Annotated in this window: 12 protein-coding genes; 10 read left to right on the forward strand and 2 right to left on the reverse strand. The window is 68.1% G+C overall.

Annotated elements, in window-relative coordinates; translation table 11 throughout:
* Positions 1-192 precede the first annotated feature (192 nt).
* Complete coding sequence (gene rpoB, locus REH65_RS19690) at positions 193-3,687, forward strand: DNA-directed RNA polymerase subunit beta (protein WP_281455401.1); 3,495 nt, start codon at positions 193-195, stop codon at positions 3,685-3,687.
* A gap of 116 nt (positions 3,688-3,803) precedes the next feature.
* Complete coding sequence (locus REH65_RS19695) at positions 3,804-7,715, forward strand: DNA-directed RNA polymerase subunit beta' (protein ID WP_281455400.1); 3,912 nt, start codon at positions 3,804-3,806, stop codon at positions 7,713-7,715.
* A gap of 513 nt (positions 7,716-8,228) precedes the next feature.
* Here the strand turns inward: REH65_RS19695 and REH65_RS19700 are convergent.
* On the reverse strand, positions 8,229-8,702 hold the full coding sequence (locus REH65_RS19700; protein WP_281455399.1) for a DUF6319 family protein: 474 nt from the start codon (positions 8,700-8,702) through the stop codon (positions 8,229-8,231).
* Between the two features lie 100 nt (positions 8,703-8,802).
* The gene (locus REH65_RS19705) at positions 8,803-10,152 is read right to left on the reverse strand and encodes a PLP-dependent aminotransferase family protein (protein ID WP_406688616.1); all 1,350 of its coding nucleotides are present in this window, start codon (positions 10,150-10,152) and stop codon (positions 8,803-8,805) included.
* 159 nt (positions 10,153-10,311) lie between these two features.
* On the opposite strand from REH65_RS19705, the gene REH65_RS19710 reads away from it, so the two are divergent.
* The 8 genes from REH65_RS19710 to REH65_RS19745 all read left to right on the forward strand — a co-directional run bounded on the left by REH65_RS19710 (position 10,312) and on the right by REH65_RS19745 (position 19,670).
* Complete coding sequence (locus tag REH65_RS19710; protein WP_406688617.1) at positions 10,312-10,863, forward strand: YbaB/EbfC family nucleoid-associated protein; 552 nt, start codon at positions 10,312-10,314, stop codon at positions 10,861-10,863.
* Between the two features lie 15 nt (positions 10,864-10,878).
* Positions 10,879-11,187, forward strand: a complete 309-nt coding sequence (locus REH65_RS19715) for an ESX-1 secretion-associated protein (protein WP_406688618.1) — start codon at positions 10,879-10,881, stop codon at positions 11,185-11,187.
* Positions 11,184-15,689, forward strand: a complete 4,506-nt coding sequence (locus tag REH65_RS19720; RefSeq protein WP_406688619.1) for a hypothetical protein — start codon at positions 11,184-11,186, stop codon at positions 15,687-15,689. The genes REH65_RS19715 and REH65_RS19720 overlap by 4 nt, the downstream gene beginning before the upstream one ends.
* Positions 15,690-15,696: 7 nt before the next feature.
* On the forward strand, positions 15,697-16,050 hold the full coding sequence (locus tag REH65_RS19725; protein WP_406688620.1) for a hypothetical protein: 354 nt from the start codon (positions 15,697-15,699) through the stop codon (positions 16,048-16,050).
* Positions 16,047-16,547 carry a hypothetical protein gene (locus REH65_RS19730; RefSeq protein ID WP_406688621.1) on the forward strand — a complete coding sequence of 167 codons (501 nt, stop codon included), beginning with the start codon at positions 16,047-16,049 and terminating at the stop codon, positions 16,545-16,547. The genes REH65_RS19725 and REH65_RS19730 overlap by 4 nt, the downstream gene beginning before the upstream one ends.
* 71 nt (positions 16,548-16,618) lie before the next feature.
* Positions 16,619-18,073, forward strand: coding sequence for an ADP-ribosylglycohydrolase family protein (locus tag REH65_RS19735; RefSeq protein ID WP_406688622.1), 1,455 nt, complete (start codon positions 16,619-16,621; stop codon positions 18,071-18,073).
* Between the two features lie 809 nt (positions 18,074-18,882).
* Positions 18,883-19,203 carry a hypothetical protein gene (locus tag REH65_RS19740; RefSeq protein WP_406688623.1) on the forward strand — a complete coding sequence of 107 codons (321 nt, stop codon included), beginning with the start codon at positions 18,883-18,885 and terminating at the stop codon, positions 19,201-19,203.
* Positions 19,155-19,670 carry an ADP-ribosylglycohydrolase family protein gene (locus REH65_RS19745; protein WP_406688624.1) on the forward strand — a complete coding sequence of 172 codons (516 nt, stop codon included), beginning with the start codon at positions 19,155-19,157 and terminating at the stop codon, positions 19,668-19,670. The genes REH65_RS19740 and REH65_RS19745 overlap by 49 nt, the downstream gene beginning before the upstream one ends.
* The last annotated feature ends 8 nt before the right edge of the window (positions 19,671-19,678 follow it).

Consider the following 19,678-nt stretch of genomic DNA (forward strand, 5'->3'; position numbering starts at 1 on the left):
GACAGCTGGCGTCCTTCCGGCTAGACTGCTACTTTGCGCTGCCCTCTTATTGGTCTGTCCCGCACTGGACCGTAGGATGGTCGGCGCCATTGCACCCTTGACAGCTGTGCTAGCGATCTGCGCGCTTGCCTGACGCGCGCTTGTTGCGGCGAGCACGGCTGTAGCCAGTTCAGAGTCCCGGAAGGACGCATCTTGGCAGTCTCCCGCGCGACCAAGGTCTCTGCAGCTTCCAACTACACGTCGGGGATCCCTGGGGCACCCAAGCGGGTCTCGTTCGCGAACATCCGCGAACCGCTGAACGTGCCGAACCTGCTAGACCTGCAGATCCAGTCCTTCGAATGGCTTGTCGGTAACGAGGCCTGGTTCCAGCGCCGGGTCGACGCCGGCGAGGACAATCCGGTTGGTGGTCTTGAGGAGGTCCTGAGCGAGATCTCCCCGATCGAGGACTTCTCCGGATCGATGTCGCTGTCTTTCTCCGATCCGCGCTTCGACGAGGTCAAGGCCTCCGTCGGGGAGTGCACGGACAAGGACATGACCTACGCCGCCCCGCTGTTCGTCACCGCGGAATTCACCAACCACTCCACTGGCGAGATCAAGAGCCAGACGGTGTTCATGGGTGACTTCCCGATGATGACCGACAAGGGCACCTTCATCATCAACGGAACCGAGCGGGTCGTCGTCTCTCAGCTCGTGCGTTCCCCCGGTGTCTACTTCGACCAGTCGGTCGACAAGACCACCGACAAGGACGTCTTCAGCGTCAAGATCATCCCCAGCCGCGGTGCGTGGCTGGAGTTCGACGTCGACAAGCGCGACACCGTCGGTGTCCGCATCGACCGCAAGCGCCGCCAGCCGGTCACCGTGCTGCTCAAGGCGCTGGGCTGGTCCACCGAGGCCATCCGCGAGCGCTTCGGCTTCTCCGAGACGCTGATGGCGACCCTGGAGAAGGACCACACCGGCGGCACCGACGAGGCGCTGCTCGACATCTACCGCAAGCTGCGCCCGGGCGAGCCGCCGACGAAGGAGAGCGCGCAGACCCTCCTGGAGAACCTGTTCTTCAAGGAGAAGCGCTACGACCTGGCTCGCGTCGGCCGCTACAAGGTCAACAAGAAGATCGGTCTCTCGCAGTCCTACGAGACCGGCGTGCTGACCGAAGAGGACATCGTCACCACCATCGAGTACCTGGTCCGCCTGCACGCGGGCGAGACCGAGATGGCGGCTCGCGGTGACGAGGCCGGCGACAACATCCCGGTCGAGGTCGACGACATCGACCACTTCGGCAACCGCCGCCTCCGCACCGTCGGCGAGCTGATCCAGAACCAGGTCCGGGTGGGCCTGTCCCGCATGGAGCGCGTCGTCCGCGAGCGGATGACCACGCAGGACGTCGAGGCGATCACGCCGCAGACCCTGATCAACATCCGCCCGATCACGGCGGCGATCCGGGAGTTCTTCGGCACCTCGCAGCTGTCGCAGTTCATGGACCAGACCAACCCGATCGCGGGTCTGACGCACAAGCGTCGCCTCTCCGCGCTCGGCCCGGGCGGTCTGTCCCGTGAGCGCGCCGGCATGGAAGTCCGAGACGTGCACCCCTCGCACTACGGCCGCATGTGCCCGATCGAGACGCCGGAAGGCCCGAACATCGGTCTGATCGGCTCGCTGGCCACGTTCGCTCGGGTCAACCCGTTCGGCTTCATCGAGACGCCGTACCGCAAGGTCATCGACGGCCGGGTCACCGACCAGATCGACTACCTCACGGCCGATGAAGAGGACCGCTACGTCAAGGCGCAGGCGAACGCCAAGATCGACGACGAGGGCAACTTCGTCGACGACCGCGTCCTGGGTCGGCGGAAGGGCGGCGAGGTCGAGCTGCTCGCCCCGAACGAGATCGACTACATGGACGTCTCGCCGCGGCAGATGGTCTCCGCCGCGACCGCGATGATCCCGTTCCTGGAGCACGACGACGCCAACCGCGCCCTGATGGGTGCGAACATGCAGCGTCAGGCGGTGCCGCTGCTGCGCAGCGAGTCCCCGCTGGTCGGCACCGGCATGGAGCTCCGCGCCGCGGTCGACGCCGGTGACGTGATCACCGCCGAGAAGGCGGGCGTGGTCGAGGAGCTGACCGCGGACTTCGTCACGATCATGGCCGACGACGGCAGCCGCCGCTCGTACCGGATGCAGAAGTTCTCCCGGTCCAACCACGGCACCTGCATCAACCAGAAGCCGATCGTCAACGAGGGCGACCGGATCGAGGCGGGTCAGGTCATCGCGGACGGTCCGTGCACCGAGAACGGCGAGATGGCCCTGGGCAAGAACCTGCTCGTGGCGATCATGCCGTGGGAGGGGCACAACTACGAGGACGCGATCATCCTGAGCCAGCGCCTGGTGCAGGACGACGTGCTCACCTCGATCCACATCGAGGAGCACGAGGTCGACGCCCGCGACACCAAGCTCGGCGCCGAGGAGATCACCCGGGACATCCCGAACGTCTCCGACGACGTGCTGGCCGACCTCGACGAGCGCGGCATCATCCGCATCGGTGCCGAGGTCCAGGGCGGCGACATCCTGGTCGGCAAGGTCACGCCGAAGGGCGAGACCGAGCTGACCCCGGAGGAGCGCCTGCTCCGCGCCATCTTCGGCGAGAAGGCCCGCGAGGTCCGCGACACCTCCCTGAAGGTGCCGCACGGCGAGACCGGCAAGGTCATCGGCGTCCGCGTGTTCAACCGCGAGGACGACGACGAGCTGCCCCCGGGCGTCAACCAGCTGGTCCGGGTCTACGTCGCGCAGAAGCGCAAGATCTCCGACGGTGACAAGCTCGCCGGCCGCCACGGCAACAAGGGCGTCATCGGCAAGATCCTGCCCGCCGAGGACATGCCGTTCCTGTCCGACGGCACCCCGGTCGACATCATCCTGAACACCCACGGTGTTCCGCGTCGTATGAACATCGGTCAGGTGCTGGAAACGCACCTCGGCTGGATCGCGTCGCGAGGCTGGACGATCGACCCGGACGCCGAGTGGGCCCAGCGCCTGCCGGAGGAGCTGCTCGACGTCGAGCCCGGCACCAACACCGCCACGCCGGTGTTCGACGGTGTGCGGGAGGAGGAGATCACCGGTCTGCTCGCCTCGACGAAGCCGAACCGCGACGGCGACCGCATGGTCGGCGCCGACGGCAAGGCGCAGCTGTTCGACGGCCGCAGCGGTGAGCCGTACCCGTACCCGACCGCGGTCGGCTACATGTACATCCTCAAGCTGTCGCACCTGGTGGACGACAAGATCCACGCCCGTTCCACCGGCCCGTACTCGATGATCACCCAGCAGCCGCTGGGCGGTAAGGCGCAGTTCGGTGGTCAGCGCTTCGGTGAGATGGAGTGCTGGGCCATGCAGGCCTACGGTGCGGCCTACACCCTGCAGGAACTGTTGACGATCAAGTCCGACGACGTGGTGGGCCGCGTCAAGGTCTACGAAGCGATCGTCAAGGGCGAGAACATCCCCGAGCCGGGTATCCCGGAGTCGTTCAAGGTGCTGCTGAAGGAGCTTCAGTCGCTGTGCCTGAACGTCGAGGTGCTCTCCAGCGATGGCGCCGCGATCGAGATGCGCGACACCGAGGACGAGGACCTGGAGCGCGCCGCTGCCAACCTCGGCATCAACCTGTCGCGCAACGAGAACCCGTCGGTGGACGACATCGCTCACTGACCCTCGCCGCCGGCCCGCGGGACTGCTCCCGCGGGTCGGCGACCGACCCAACCTGGCACTCGCTTCCCCCGGTGGCACCGGGAGGAGCACCATTCGACCAAGGGAGAAGACCCGACGTGCTTGACGTCAACTTCTTCGATGAACTCCGCATCGGCCTCGCCACGGCCGACGACATCCGCCAGTGGTCGTACGGCGAGGTCAAGAAGCCCGAGACCATCAACTACCGAACCCTGAAGCCGGAGAAGGACGGGCTCTTCTGCGAGAAGATCTTCGGTCCGACCCGGGACTGGGAGTGCTACTGCGGTAAGTACAAGCGGGTCCGCTTCAAGGGCATCATCTGCGAGCGCTGCGGTGTCGAGGTCACCCGCGCCAAGGTGCGCCGCGAGCGGATGGGCCACATCGAGCTGGCCGCCGCCGTCACGCACATCTGGTACTTCAAGGGCGTTCCGTCGCGGCTGGGCTACCTGCTGGACCTGGCCCCGAAGGACCTCGAGAAGATCATCTACTTCGCGGCCTACGTGATCACCGGTGTGAACACCGAGCTGCGGCACAACGACCTGTCGACGCTGGAGAGCGAGATCAGCGTCGAGCGCAAGCGCGTCGCCGACCAGCGCGACGCCGACCTGGAGGCCCGGGCCCAGAAGCTCGAGACCGACCTGGCCGCGCTTGAGGCCGAGGGCGCCAAGAGCGACCAGCGCCGCAAGGTCAAGGAAGGCGCCGAGCGCGAGATGAAGCAGCTGCGCGACCGCGCGCAGCGCGAGCTCGACAAGCTCGACGAGATCTGGGACACCTTCACCAAGCTGGAGCCGCGTCAGCTCATCGCCGACGAGGTCCTCTACCGCGAGCTCTACGACCGGTACGGCGAGTACTTCACCGGTGGCATGGGCGCCGAGGCGATCCAGACGCTGCTGGCGAACTTCGACATCGGCGCCGAGGCCGAGTCGCTGCGCGAGACCATCCGCAGCGGCAAGGGCCAGAAGAAGCTGCGCGCCCTCAAGCGGCTCAAGGTCGTGGCGGCCTTCCAGGCCACCGGCAACGACCCGAGCGGCATGGTGCTCAACTGCGTGCCGGTCATCCCGCCGGACCTGCGTCCGATGGTGCAGCTCGACGGTGGTCGCTTCGCGACCTCCGACCTCAACGACCTGTACCGCCGCGTGATCAACCGCAACAACCGCCTCAAGCGACTGATCGACCTCGGCGCGCCCGAGATCATCGTCAACAACGAGAAGCGGATGCTGCAGGAGTCCGTGGACGCGCTGTTCGACAACGGCCGTCGCGGGCGTCCGGTCACCGGCCCGGGCAACCGGCCGCTGAAGTCGCTGTCCGACCTGCTCAAGGGCAAGCAGGGTCGTTTCCGCCAGAACCTGCTGGGCAAGCGAGTCGACTACTCGGGCCGTTCGGTCATCGTCGTCGGCCCGCAGCTGAAGCTGCACCAGTGCGGTCTGCCGAAGGAAATGGCCGTCGAGCTGTTCAAGCCCTTCGTCATGAAGCGGCTGGTCGACCTCAACCACGCGCAGAACATCAAGTCCGCGAAGCGGATGGTGGAGCGCCAGCGCCCGCAGGTGTGGGACGTGCTGGAAGAGGTCATCGCCGAGCACCCGGTGCTGCTCAACCGTGCTCCCACGCTGCACCGCCTCGGCATCCAGGCCTTCGAGCCGCAGCTGGTGGAGGGCAAGGCCATCCAGCTGCACCCGCTGGTCTGCGAGGCGTTCAACGCGGACTTCGACGGTGACCAGATGGCGGTCCACCTGCCGCTGTCGGCCGAGGCCCAGGCCGAGGCCCGGGTCCTGATGCTGTCCAGCAACAACATCCTGTCGCCGGCCTCCGGTCGGCCGCTGGCGATGCCGCGTCTGGACATGGTCACGGGCCTGTACCACCTGACCCGCCTGGTCGAGGGCGCCAAGGGCGAAGGCCTGGCGTTCTCCTCGGTCGGCGAGGCGATCATGTCCTTCGACCGCGGCGTGCTGGACCTGCAGGCCAAGGTCAAGATCCGGCTGCGGGACCTGGTCCCCAACGCCGAGCAGATGCCGGAGGGCTGGGAGCCGGGCCAGCAGTGGATCGCCGAGACCACGCTGGGCCGCGTCTGGTTCAACGAGCTGCTGCCGGAGGACTACCCGTTCGTCGACGACCTGCTGCCGAAGAAGAAGCAGGCCGCGATCGTCAACGACCTCGCCGAGCGGTACCCGATGGTCACCGTCGCCCAGACGCTGGACAAGCTGAAGGACGCCGGTTTCCACTGGGCCACCCGTTCCGGTGTGACCGTGTCGATCACCGACGTGGTCGTGCCGCCGAACAAGACCGAGATCCTCGACAGCTACGAGGCCAAGGCGGACCAGGTCGAGAAGCGGTACCGCCGCGGTGCGCTGTCCTACCAGGAGCGCAACGCCGAGCTGGTCAAGGTCTGGACGGCGGCCAAGGACGAGGTCGCCGAGGCCATGGAGACCAACTTCCCCGAGGACAACTCGATCAGCACGATCGTGAAGTCCGGGGCCGCCGGTAACATGACCCAGGTCGTTCAGCTGGCCGGTATGCGTGGTCTGGTGTCGAACCCGAAGGGTGAGTACATCCCGCGCCCGATCAAGGCGAACTTCCGCGAGGGCCTGTCCGTGCTGGAGTACTTCATCTCCAACCACGGTGCCCGCAAGGGTCTGGCGGACACGGCGCTGCGCACCGCCGACTCGGGTTACCTGACCCGTCGTCTGGTGGACGTCTCGCAGGACGTCATCGTCCGCGAGACCGACTGCGGCACCGAGCGCGGTGTGAAGATGCCGATCGCCGAGGTGCTGCACGACGGCCGGATCATGCGTCACCAGCACGTCGAGACCAGCGTCTACGCCCGCACGACCGCCGAGGACGTCACCGACGCCGACGGCAACATCGTGCTGGCCCGCGGTTCGGACCTGGGTGACCCGGCGATCGAGAAGCTGCTCGCCGCCAAGGTCACCAAGGTCAAGGTCCGCAGCGTCCTGACCTGCGAGTCCGGCGTGGGCGTCTGCTCGGTCTGCTACGGCCGCTCGATGGCCACCGGCAAGCTGGTCGACGTCGGCGAGGCCGTCGGCATCGTCGCCGCCCAGTCCATCGGTGAGCCCGGTACGCAGCTGACGATGCGCACGTTCCACCAGGGCGGTGTCGCCGGTGACGACATCACCACCGGTCTGCCGCGTGTGCAGGAGCTGTTCGAGGCCCGCGTCCCGAAGGGCAAGGCCCCGATCGCCGACACCTCCGGCCGCATCCGGCTGGAGGACAACGACCGCTACTGGAAGATCACGATCATTCCGGACGACGGCGGCGAGGAGATCGTCTACGACAAGCTGTCCAAGCGTCAGCGGCTCGCGGCGATCTCGGTCGACGGCACCGAGCGGCAGATCTCCGACGGCGACCACGTCGAGGTCGGGCAGCAGCTGCTCGAAGGCGCGGTCGACCCGCACGAGGTGCTGCGCGTGATGGGCCCGCGCGAGGCCCAGCTGCACCTGGTGAACGAGGTGCAGGAGGTGTACCGGTCGCAGGGTGTGGGCATCCACGACAAGCACGTCGAGGTCATCGTCCGCCAGATGCTGCGCCGGGTCATCATCATCGACTCGGGTGCCACCGAGTTCCTGCCCGGTTCGCCGGTCGAGCGCTCGCAGTTCGAGGCGGAGAACCGCCGCGTCGTCGCCGAGGGCGGCGACCCGGCTTCCGGCCGTCCGGTGCTGATGGGCATCACCAAGGCGTCGCTGGCCACCGAGTCGTGGCTGTCGGCGGCCTCCTTCCAGGAGACGACCCGCATCCTCACCAACGCCGCGATCGAGGGCGCGAGTGACAAGCTGGTCGGCCTGAAGGAGAACGTGATCATCGGTAAGTTGATCCCGGCCGGTACGGGCATCAACCGGTACCGCAACATCCAGGTGCAGCCGACCGAGGAGGCACGGGCCGCGGCCTACGCGATCCCGTCCTACGACGACAGCTACTACACCCCGGATGTGTTCGGCGCCGGCACCGGTGCGGCCGTCCCGCTGGACGACTACGACTTCGGCCGGGACTACCGCTGAAGTTCCGAGTGAAGTAGCCGAGAGCCCCTGCCCGACTCCTCCGGGCAGGGGCTCTTTCTCGTTCCGGGGCCGCCACGAGCGGCGCGGGGTGGAGCGGACTGCTGTGCTCCGTCCCCGGCCGCGTGACCGGGTTCGTGCTGGTCAGTCCTCGTCCGCGGGCTCGTCGCCCGCGGCGGGCTGGGCGTCGTAGTGGTCGGCGAGGGCTTCGGCCTCGATCTTCGGCATGGGCAGGGTCTGCTCAACGGGGGCTTGGGTCATGGTTCTGGAAGCTAGTCCAGGTGGGACCTGTCCGGAACCTCCCTTGATCATTTCGTTGACTACTCCGGCGCGATCCGGATCCCGTCCTCAGCTCCGGGCTCGTTGTGGGGGTGGGGAGGTTTTCATGAAAACTTCCCCACCCCACAACGAGCCCGGAGGACTCAAGACATGAAAAAGCCCCTGCTGAGCAGGGGCTTTCTCATGTCCAGGGGGCCGTGCCTGGGAGGGGACCACGGCGCCCCGGGAGTCTTCGGGTTAGCCTTCGAGCTCGGCGAGGGCCTTGCGGACCCGCTCGACCTCGGCCTCGAGTTCGGCGAGCTTGGCCTCGTGCTGCTGGCGGGCTTCGTTGATGACGCCTTCGATGGTCTCGAAGATTTCCGGGTTCAGCTCGGCGGCTGCCTTGGACACCGCGGCGGCGGCGACCGGCAGGGCCTGGACGACGCGCTTGCCCTGGTGCATCAGCTCCGCCTGCCACTCGCCGTCGGCGGTGCCGGTGACCGTGAGGGTGAGCTCGACCGTGCGGGTCTTCTTCGCCGAGCTCTTGCGGGTCTGGCGCTTCTTCGGCGCTTCGGCCTCGGCAGGAGCCCCGGAAGTCTCAGCGGGGGTCTCGGCGGCAGCCGGCGCCGGAGCTGCCGGAGTCTCGGGCGAGGTCGGCTCGGTGGCGACAGCGGTGGAGGCGGTGCTGTCGAAGCCGGTGGCCTCGGCCGGGGTGGTCTGCTCTTCGGTCAACTTGTCTCCTGTTTATCGCGGGAGGGGACACCAGAATAGAACAAGTGTTCCCCGTTCGTGCTACGGACACAGCGGCGACGCGCAGTGTCGCCCGATCGAGTCACCGCTCCAGGACGGTGACCAGCGCTCGCAGTGCGGGACGGAACGCGTGGTCCGAGGGTGCGGCGTACCCGACGATCACGCCGGGCGGGTGCGCACCGGGAGCGACCCAGTGCGGCCCCAGCACCTGGAGTTCCACCGAGTGCCGCCGCGCCCTGTCCAGCACCTCGCCTTCCGCGGGTCCTTCCGGATCCAGCTGCAAGGTCACGTGCAGGCCCGCCGAGATCCCGGCCGGGTGCGGCCGGTGGTTCGCACGCATCCCGCGCAGCGCTTCACCGAGCTGCTCGCGGCGCTGCCGGTAGGTGGCGCGCGATCGGCGGACGTGCTGATCGTAGGCCCCCGACAAGATCAACTCTGCCATGGCCAGCTGTTCGAACAGCGGTGCGTGCAGACCGCTGTTGCGCTTGAGCTCGCGCACCGGCTCCACCAGCCGCGACGGCAGCGCCAGCCACGCCAGGCGCAGCGCCGGGGCCAGCGTCTTGCTCGCCGTCCCGGCGTAGACGACGTTCTCGGGCGCCATCCCCTGCAGCGACCCCACCGGCTGCCGGTCGAAGCGGAACTCGCCGTCGTAGTCGTCGTCGATGACCAGCAGGTCCTCGTCCTTGGCGCGGCGAGCGAGCTCGGTCCGCCGCGCGGAGCTCATGCTCACGCCGAGCGGGAACTGGTGCGCCGGGGTCACCACCACGGCCCGGCTCCGCAGCCGCGACACGTCGATGCCCTCGGCGTCCACCGGGATGCCGTGCACGGCCATCCCGAACCCGGCCGGGATGTCCCACAGGTGCGGCGCGGACGGGTCCTCGAAGTCCACCGACGTCTCGCCCAGATCCGCGAGGGCATTGCTGAGCAGCGACAACGCCTGGGTGTAGCCGTTGCAGACGATGATGTTGGCCGGGGGCGCGGCCACCGCCCGCTCGCGCGCGAGGTAGTCGGCCAGGGCCTCCCGCAACCGCGGGTGACCCTGCGGGTCGCCGTAGTCGAGGTCGTCGGTGGGCGCGTCGCGCAGCGCCCGGCGGCTGGCCGCCAGCCAGTCCCGGCGCGGGAAGGCGCTCAGGTTCGGCCGCCCCGGACGGAAGTCCCAGCGGGCCACCTCGGGCTCCGGCTCGGCCGGTGCGGGTTCCTCGGGAGCGGGGGTGGCGAGCAGCTCGGCGACGACCGTGGGCGCGCCCTGCCGGGCGATGAGGAAGCCCTCGGCGGCGAGCTGGTCGTAGGCCCGGGTGACGGTGCCGCGCGCGATCCCGAGCTCCTGGGCGAGCGAGCGGGTCGAGGGAACCCGGCTCCCGGCGGCCAGCGAACCGTCGCGGATGGCGGCCCTGAGGGTCTCGGTCAGCTGCTTGCTGTCCGGCCGAACCAACGCAGCGAACCATCCCCCCGTCACGGTCCCGACCTTACATTCCGGGTTCCCGGACAGCGTGATCCTCGCCTCGGGCGGGAAAGTTCGGATCCGGTCTACCGGCACACGATCGGTTGATAACGTGCTCATCCGCTGGCCAGTTGATCGACGGGGAGTGCTGTGGCGGAGGACTTCGGCAGGGACATCGGCGCCGCCGAGCGGATGGTCCGGGAGTGGCAGGACCGCGCGGCGGAGAAGGCCGAGAAGTTCACCCGGCTGCAACAGCAGGTCGAGAACATCGCGGTGACCGAGTCCTCCCGCGATGGCGCGATCCGGGTGACCGTCGCCTCCAGCGGGATGCTGCAGGACCTCCAGCTCGCCGACAACGCCGACAACCGCCCCATGGCCCGGCTCGGCGCGGACATCATGCGCCTCGTCCAGCAGGCGCAGGCCAAGATCCCCGGGCAGATGCAGCAGGCCGTCGAGGACACCGTCGGCATGGGTGATTCGGCCGCTCAGCACGTGCTCGACCAGGCCCGCAGGCACTTCCCGGAGCCGCCGCCGGAGGAGGAACCACCGGCGCGCGGCGGCGGGCGCAACGAGATCCGGACGCCCGTCGAGGACACCGCCCAGCCGCCGCGCCGCCCCCAGCCCCCGCAGCAGTCCCCGGGTCGTCGCAGGCCGGACGACTTCGACGACGAGGACTTCGGCAACGGCTCCTTCCTGCGCTGATCTGGGGGATCGCACATGCCTGACGAGATGACCGTCGTCATCGAGAACCTGCGCACCCACGCGTCCAAAGTGGATGGTGTGGTGGATCAGCTGAGCACGGCGGTCGACGCCTCGCAGCAGGTCTCGCTGGACAACAGCGCCTACGGAGTCCTGTGCCAGCCGTTCGCGCAGATGATCGACATCGCCGAGCAGCAGGGCGTGGACGCGGTCCGCGAAGCGGTGAAGTCGATGCAGCAGATCGCCGATGACGTGCGCACGACCGCCGAGGACTACCAGGAGATCGACGACCGCAACAGCGAGATGATCCGCGGGGTGCAGCCGTGAGCAACCCGCTCGTCGAGAAGCAGCCGGAGAGCGACGACGGCTTCATCACCAAGGGCACCGGCGACCAGGGCTGGGCGGCGGGCATCGGCATCGCCGAGTCCGTCAACGACGTCTCCAGCCTCAACGAGGGGTCCAGCTGGGTCGAATCCGGGCTCGCCTACGGCGGTCTCGCGCTCGAAGGCATCAGCATGGCCGTCGACCCGATCGGCACGCTGCTGTCCTACGGCCTGTCCTGGCTGATCGAGCACGTCCAGCCGCTCAAGGAGGCCCTCGACTGGTTCGCCGGCGACCCCGACGGCGTCGCCGCCTACGGCAAGACCTGGGAGAACGTCTCCAAGGCCGTCGAGGAAGCCGCGAGCCAGTACGAGGACGCCGTCAAGGCCGACACCGCCGACTGGACCGGCGCCGCGGGCGACGCCTACCGGCGGACCGCCGCGGAGAAGGGCGAAGCGCTCGCGGGTGCGGCGAAGCTGGCGGGCACCATCAGCTCGGTCGTGACGGTCATGGGCGAGGTCGTCGCGTTCGTCCGCGAGTTCGTCCGCGACCTGGTCGCCGACTGCATCTCGCGGCTGATCACCTACGCGCTGGAAGCCCTGCTGCCGCCGATCGCCTCGCTGGCCTGGGTGGTCCCGCAGGCGGTCGCGTTCATCTCCAAGACCGTCAGCAAGATCGCCGACGTGGTCAACAAGCTGATCAAGACGATCAGCAACGTCTCCCCGAAGCTCGCCAAGCTCGCCGAGGTCTTCGGCGACATCATGAAGACCCTGGGCGGCAAGGCGAAGGCCGGAGCGGGGGCGGTCAGCAAGGTCGCGGAGAAGCTCGACGTCGCCGAGCACCTGGCCGCCAAGTCCTGGAAGAAGATCGACGAGACCTTCGGCACCGACGTCGTCGGCCGCCACAACGCCAGGTTCGGCGGGCCGGACAGCCCGAACGCCCCGGACTCGGGCGACGACGGCGGTTCGCCGTCCGCGGAGGGCGGCCGTTCGTCGTCCCAGGGGGATGCGTCCACGCGATCGGGGTCGACCTCGGACGGCGGTTCGCAGTCGGAGGGGGCCTCGGGGGCTGGTTCGGCGCAGTCGGGTTCGAGTTCCGGGGGCAGCGGTGACTCCGGCTCGGGTGCGTCCGGCGACCCGGGTTCGAGCGGGTCGGCCCAGTCGCGGTCCAGCTCGGATTCGCCTTCCGCGCAGGCGGATTCGGTTTCGAGCCACGGTGACGCGGGATCGCAGTCGCGGTCGAGTTCCGATTCGGGTCAGTCGGGTTCGAGTTCTGCTGATGCGGGGCCGCAGTCGCGTCCCGACTCCGGTTCGGCGCAGGCGGATTCGGGTTCGAGCCACGCTGACGCGGCTTCGCAGTCGCGGACGGATTCCGGTTCGGCGCAGGCGGATTCGGGTTCGAGCAGGTCGAACGTCGATTCGGGCTCGCAGTCCGGTTCAGGTTCCACGCACTCGGGTTCTGGCGGTGCGACGCACACCGACGCCCCTCGCGGCGACGCCGGATCGCCGTCCGCGCAGACCCACACGGGTTCCGGCGTTTCGACTCCCGACGCCCAGCGCGCTCCCGCGAACACCTCCGCAGCCGGCGTCGACGCACCCGCCAGGCCGCCGGAGGCCGCCGCTCCGCAGTCGGCTCCGTCCGCTCCGCGCCCGGACCAGCCGTCGAGCGCGGCTCCGGGCGGAGCCGCGAGCCCTTCGGCCCCGTCAGGTGGTTCCCCGTCCGGTGGCGCGCCGTCGCCGCGCGGCGCGGGACGCCAGGGATCGCCCGGGTGGACCGGCACGTCCGGCCATCCGGGCGCCGCGCACACCCCGAACCGACCCCACGCGGACGCGCCGAACCGCCCTGCGGCCTCGCGTGGGGACGCGCCGAATCGTCCTGCGGCCTCGCGCGCGGATGCGCCGAACCGGCCCCACGTCGATGCCCCGAGTCGGCCGCGCGTGGAGGCCTCGGCGCACGCGCCGCGCGGTGGGCGCGGAGCCCCGAGCCCGTCCCGCGCATCCCAGGCTCGCCCCGGAGCCCCGGTGCACCGCCAGACCGCGGCCCCGCCCCGCCCGGAGCACTTGCGCACGGCCGAGGCGCCCCGCACGCCGATCCCGGCCCAGCGCACCCCGGAAGCGCCGAACAGCCTTCCTGACCAGCCCAAACCCGACCAGCCGAAGCCGTCGACGGCGGAGTCGATGGCGGCCGAGACCCCGCCGAAGGACTCGTGGCAGGCCGGCCACCACAAGGCGTCGCACACGCCGCGCCTCGACATCTCGGACGAGCTGCGCGAGAAGCTGGGGCCGCGCCGCCGCGACATCGAGGCGAACACGGCCGGGCTGTCGTTCACCAGGCCGCCGAAGGAGCACTACTTCGGCCGCGCGGAGTGGGCCAACAAGCGGCCGCGCTGCTCGGTCGACCCGAACCGCTTCACCGTCGAGATGCACGGCGGACCGAACGGCGTGAGGTTCAAGGACCTGGACCTCGACGCCAAGGAACTCGCCGAGATCATCAAGGGCTCCCCGGGCTACAAGGACGGCACCCCGATCCGCCTGGTCTCGTGCGAGACGGGGGCCGACGTCCCCGGCGGCAAGAACTTCGCCCAGCAGCTCTCCGAGGAGCTCGGCGTCGAGGTCCTGGCCCCGAACAGCAACGCGTGGGTCGACAACTACGGCAACATCTACGCCAGCGAAACCCGCGCGAACTTCGACAGGGACGAGTCCGGCACCCCGCACCCCCGCATGGACTCCCCGGGCGAGTGGACCGCCTTCCGCCCGGACGGCACCAAAGCAGTCCACACCAGCCCCTACCCACCAGGCCACAACCCCGAGTGGACCCGAGGAGGAGTACAAGCAGAAGCAGCCCAACGACGAGGCTTCTTCCGCCGACGACTCAAGGAAGAAGATTTCGCAATCGACGCGGCCACAGGCCACGACTACAGAACCGGGCCACCGGGATCTCACCCCCCACCACAGCAGCCGAACCACGCCTACAACCCGCAACAGCAGCAGGCTTACAGTCCGCAACAGCAGCAGGCTTACAACCCGCAGCAGCAGTACCAGGCGTATACCCCGCAGCACCAGGCGTACAACCAGCAGCACCAGGCGTACAACCCGCAGCAGGGATTCCAGCAGCAGAGCGTCCAGCCTCCGCAGAGCCAAGGGTTCGCGCAGCACCCGCAGGGCTACGCGCAGCCCGGGCCGAATCAGGGGCACCCGCAGCACGGATACCAGCAGCAGGGCTATCCGCAGCAGGGACCGGCACAGCACTACGCCCAGCCGAACGCTCCGCAGCACTACTCGGCTCAGCCGCACCAGAGTTACCAGCAGCAGGGCGCCCCGCAGGGATATCCGCAGCACGCCGCTCCGCAGAACTCGCAGCAGGCGGGCGGCGCCTACCCGCAGCAACCGCAGCACGTTTCCCAACAAGGTGGCTACCCGCAGCAGCCCCAGTACGCGAATCCGCAGTATCCGCAACACGCCGGATACGGGTCGCCGCAGCACGCGCAAGGCGGCCGCCCGCCTCAACAGCCAGTCCCCACACAGCCTCGGCAAAACGCGCCGCAGGCCCAAGGGAATCCGGTTCAGGGTGGGCAACCGAACGCTTCCCCATCAGGCAGTCCGCAACAGCGGTGGAACGCACCTCAGAGCACTCCAGCTCCGCCGGTAAGCGGGCGCGCAACGGGACCTCAGCAGACCGCCTCCCATCGTCCAGTGGCGTATTCTGAGGCTCCGGGCCCGAACTTTGGAACTCCGCGAGTCGACTCCGGCGCGGCGAGCTTCCCGCCTCCTCCGGATGTGACCCCGCCGACCCGATCCTATGACGACTTCCTGAGCGACAACGGGTTCGAACAGGGAACGTTGCTGCCGGACGGCCCGGACCCGGATGTACCTGGACTCGGTGAACGCAATCCGCTCGACGAGCTCGACTTCTTCGGCGACAGGGACTTCCGCGCGACGGCCGAGGACCACTCTGCCCTTCGGCAGCTCGGCAAGGTGCTGAGTGATGCCGAACTCCGAGAGATCCGAAGCCGACGGCCGGATATCGAGCACATCACCGACGAGGAACTTTCCGCGATGTACCTCTACACCGGTATGGATCACCAGTACTGGAACGAGGCGCTCCGCGGCGGAGACGTCGAAGAGGTGCGCAGGTATGAGACCGTGATTCGCAACGCCGTGTCGGGTATGAACAAACTCCCGGACTGGACTGCGACTCCGGATGTCCCCACGGTTCACCGTGGCATTTTCATCGATTCCTGGAACATGGAAGATTTCCTGGAGCGGTATTCGGATGGCGCAGAGGTCACGGAGAACGCCTTTACGAGTTCCTCGAAGGGGGATCCCTTCCCCGGAAATGTCGAGTTCGTGATCGAGGCACGTGAAGGTAAAGACCTCGAGTTCCTCAAGCCGTATGGGGGCATGCGTGAGGTGGCGTGGCCCCCAGGTAGCCGTTTTGCGGTCAGTAGCAGAAAATTTGATGAGGAAACTGATAAGTGGACGATCTACCTGACTGATCTTGGGCGGTGAGGTGGTCTTGGACGAAGAAGTTGTCTGGCCGCCGAAGAGTCGCTTCGAGCTGCTGAGCAAGGAGTTCAGCGACGAGCTGGGGAAGTGGGTCGTCCACCTGCGGGACCGTGGGACCGAGCCGCTCAGTCATGAGGAACTCGTGCGGAAGTACAGCGCGGATTGGAGCAAGCTCCCTCCGGAGAAGAGGGAGGCTCTGGAAGCTTCACGGGAGTGGATGCGCGAATTGCATCGCAGTGGGCGTCAGGGGACTCCCAAACCGGGGGACAACTTCCCCATCGGGCTGGATGACGACTTCAAGCCCTTCCCCGCCAAGCGGAGGCGCGACGCGGAGGGCGCGGTCGAGGACGGAGAAGCGGGATGAGCCAGCAGGGGCCGACGACTGCTCTTGAGCAGGCCATCGAGCGGTACGCGAATGATCCTGAGGCGATCGATCAGGTGTACCGGGAGTTCCTGATCGCCAAGCTGTTCCTGGTCACGTCGGAGGACTCGGCGGATCCGGTGATGGTCAGCGTCGAGGGCCAGGAGAAGCAGCAGGTCTGGGTGTGCACGAACAAGAAGGCCGTACCGGACTTCGCTCCTGGCACGACCGTCGTGAACGGGTACCAGCTCTTGCCGATGCTGCCCGAGTTGAACGTGCATGTCGCGACCGGTCCTGACGCGCAGGACGTGATGCTGATCGGTTCACGGGCGATTCTGCAGTCGGCGCCCGAGATCACCGATGAGTTGCGAGCCGCGGCACAGCAGCGCCTGGTACCTGGATCGCTGTGCCGGACCGCATGTACCAGGGGCAGCCGCGCGACAAGGTTCCCGAGCACGCGTTCGTCGGTGAGTACTGGGTTGACGATGCCGGCGCCGTGACGGGGCAGTACCGGCCGAGCTCGAAGTACAAGCCGTCTCCACTGACGCTCGGGTTTCCGGAGCCGGTGAGCATGCTTGAGAAGGTCCTGCACCTGCACACCGCCGGCTACGTTTCGACCGGCGCGCTCGTGACCGTTCTCGCGGACAGCGACTTCGCGCTGGTGGTCGAGGAAGACGGGGCCGCCCCGATCTTCCCGCTCGGCGGCAGGAAGGTTCTGTTCGGTGCGTCGGCGGTCAAGTACGTCCCGGATTTCGCGAAGGGGGCGCACAAGGCCAACCTGGCCTCGATCGAGCCGTTCCTGGACGAAGCCGGTCTCGTGCTCGACATCGCCACGCGGCACCAGGCGTTCATCGAAGGCTCGGTGCTCAAGCAGGAACTCGAGAAGCGCCGAGCTGCTGGGCAGAACCCTCAGCCCGCTGCCGTTCCTGCGGAGCCCATCAGTGCCCAAGAGCGGTTCCTCGGGGCCATGCTCGGTGGGGCGATGGGGGATGCGCTGGGCTATGCGGTCGAGTTCAACGACATCGACATGATTCGGCGGCATCACGGGGCTGATGGCGTGACGGGGCCGGTGTTGCGGGACGGGGTTGCTCAGGTCTCCGATGACACGCAGATGATGCTGTTCACTTTGGAGGGGCTGATCCGGGCGCACGTGGCTCGGCGGATGCAGCCGCGGGACAACGATCCGGTTCCCGAGGTGCAGCACGCGTATCAGCGCTGGTACCACACGCAGGGGCCGGAGTGGCGCACCTCGGGTGGGCCCTACGCGCAGCACTTGCAGCGGCCGGACGGCTGGTTGATCACGAACCGGGACCTGTTCGCGTCGCGGGCTCCGGGCAGCACGTGCATGTCGGCGTTGGCGAACTTCGCGCAGACGGGCGTTTTCGCGACTCCGCAGCACCGGATCAACAACTCCAAGGGCTGCGGCGGGGTGATGCGGGCGGCGCCGGTGGCGGCGTGGTCGAACGACCCGAGCGAGGTCTTCCTCGTGGCGGTGCGGACCGCCGCGCTGACCCACAGCCACCCGAGCGGGTTCCTGTCGGCCGGTGTGCTGGCGGTGATCGTGCACCAGTTGCTGCGCGAGGTCGCGCTGCGCGATGCGGTCCGGATGGCGCGGGACCTGTTGACGCGCTGGCCGGAGCACGAGGAGCAGCTGCAGGTCCTCGACCGCGCGGTGGCGCTGGCGGAACGCGGTCGCGTGACACCCGAGGAGCTGAAGGCCGAGCTCGGCGAAGGCTGGGTCGGTGAGGAAGCGCTCGCCATCGGCCTCTACGCCGTGCTGGCCACCGACAACCTGCGCGATGCGCTGCTGCTGTCGGTGAACCACTCCGGCGACTCAGACTCCACGGGCATCGTCTGCGGCAACATCGGCGGCGCCCTGTACGGAACCCGCGCCATCCCGGCGGATTGGCTGCAAACCCTGGAGCTTCGCCAGATCATCGAAACCATCACCAACGACGCCCTCGCCGAGTTCAGCCCCGGACCACCCACAGACCCCTCCTGGCCCCAGCGCTACCCGGCCTGGTGATCGTTCGAGGTACGGATGGTTGTGATGGGCGGTACAGGGCCGGAGACCGCCGGCAAGCCGGTGAGGCGTCCCGTGCTGGGAGACGGGGAACTCGCTGCGGAACGCGCGCAGCGATTCCTCGGTGCTGTTGTCGGAGCGATGATCGGGGACGCGCTTGGACACCGGGTCACGTCATCGGGTTGGCCGAAGAACGGGGAACGGTTCGGTGCACCGGGTGCGACCTCGTTGGAGCCAGGCGCCGAAGAGCCGCCGATGTCGGACGGTCTGGTGACGCTGGCTCTGTCCCTGGATGGTTTGATCAGGTCCGATCGTGCGTTGGTTCGTGGCTTGGATCCGATGGCCGAGTTGCGGGCTACCTACGCTCTCTGGTCGTCGAGTTCCGCTGAAGCGCAAGGACAGGCCGGTTGGCTGGGAAGGCACCTTCCACCCCGGATTGCCGGTTCGCGTGCTGTTGCGGCTGTCGCCGCCGGTCTTCCCGGGCGGCCTGCGGGCTTGCCCGAGTTCCTGTACTCGGCCATTCCCGCAAGTGTGTCCTCTCTGGTCAGTCGAGAGGTCGTCGAGCATGTGGGGCGGGCGTGCGGTGTGCTCGGGATGCGTGGTGAGTCGGTTCAAGCAGCTCAGGCTCTTGGGGCGATTCTGCAGCAGACTGTGATGACCAAGAACTACGTCCGTGGATTCGGCCAGGTCATCGAGGTTGATGCCGATGAACTAGGTGCTGGGGACGCAGAGCTGTTGCGTCTCATGCGGGCCGCTGATTCCTTGGCATCGCCCGGCATCACACCTGAGCAGATCGAGACGTTGGGAGACGGTTGCAGACCGTTCTCGGCGCTGGCGATCGCCGCGTGTGCGGTGCAGTCGGGGGACTCGATTTCGACGAGGTGCTGCGGATCGCGGTCAGCCACTCGGGCAACAGCGTGGTGACCGGGGCGTTGGCGGGAGCCATCGGAGGTGCGAGTTTCGAAGGTCTTGGCGGCATCCCGGCGTACTGGGCCGAGGGTCTCTCGATGTCGGCCAAGCTGGTGTTCAGACTTTCCCAGGACGTTCCGGAGCAGCTGAGGGAATTCCCGAGGGATGATGATGAATGGGATCAGCGCTTCCCGCTCCTGAGTCGGCCGGGGTGCTGGCCGTGATCGTCCACCAGCTGGTCCGCGAGGTGCCGCTGCGCGGGGCCGTGGCCCTGGATCGGGAACTGCTGACGCGGTGGCCGGAGCACGAGGAGCAGCTCCGGGCGCTGGACGGGGCCGTCGCGCTCGCCGAGCGCGGACCCGTGTCACCTGAGGAGATCGCGCAGGAGCTCGGGGGTGGTTGGGTCGGTGAGGAAGCGCTCGCGATCGGGCTCTACGCCGTGCTGGCCACCGACGGACTGCGCGAGGCGCTGCTTCTTTCGGTGAACCACTCGGGGGACTCGGACTCCACCGGAATGGTGTGCGGCAACATTGGCGGGGCGCTTCACGGGGCTCGGGCCGTTCCGGCGGAATGGTTGGAGACCCTCGAACTGCGCGGACTGGTCGAGACCGCGGCCCGGGACGCGCTGGCGGAGTTCAGCCCCGGACCGCCCTCGGATCCGGGGTGGGCGCAGCGCTATCCCGCCTGGTGAGCAATTGA

It is taken from the genome of Saccharopolyspora sp. ID03-671, assembly GCF_045278815.1.
In the GTDB taxonomy this organism is placed as follows: domain Bacteria; phylum Actinomycetota; class Actinomycetes; order Mycobacteriales; family Pseudonocardiaceae; genus Saccharopolyspora; species Saccharopolyspora ipomoeae.

What these genes read in the sequence shown, in the direction of transcription:
- REH65_RS19735 (WP_406688622.1), top strand. Translation starts at nt 16,619, where the DNA reads ATGCTTGAGAAGGTCCTGCACCTGCACACCGCCGGCTACGTTTCGACC.
- REH65_RS19730 (WP_406688621.1), top strand. Translation starts at nt 16,047, where the DNA reads ATGAGCCAGCAGGGGCCGACGACTGCTCTTGAGCAGGCCATCGAGCGG.
- REH65_RS19715 (WP_406688618.1), top strand. Translation starts at nt 10,879, where the DNA reads ATGCCTGACGAGATGACCGTCGTCATCGAGAACCTGCGCACCCACGCG.
- REH65_RS19745 (WP_406688624.1), top strand. Translation starts at nt 19,155, where the DNA reads ATGGGATCAGCGCTTCCCGCTCCTGAGTCGGCCGGGGTGCTGGCCGTG.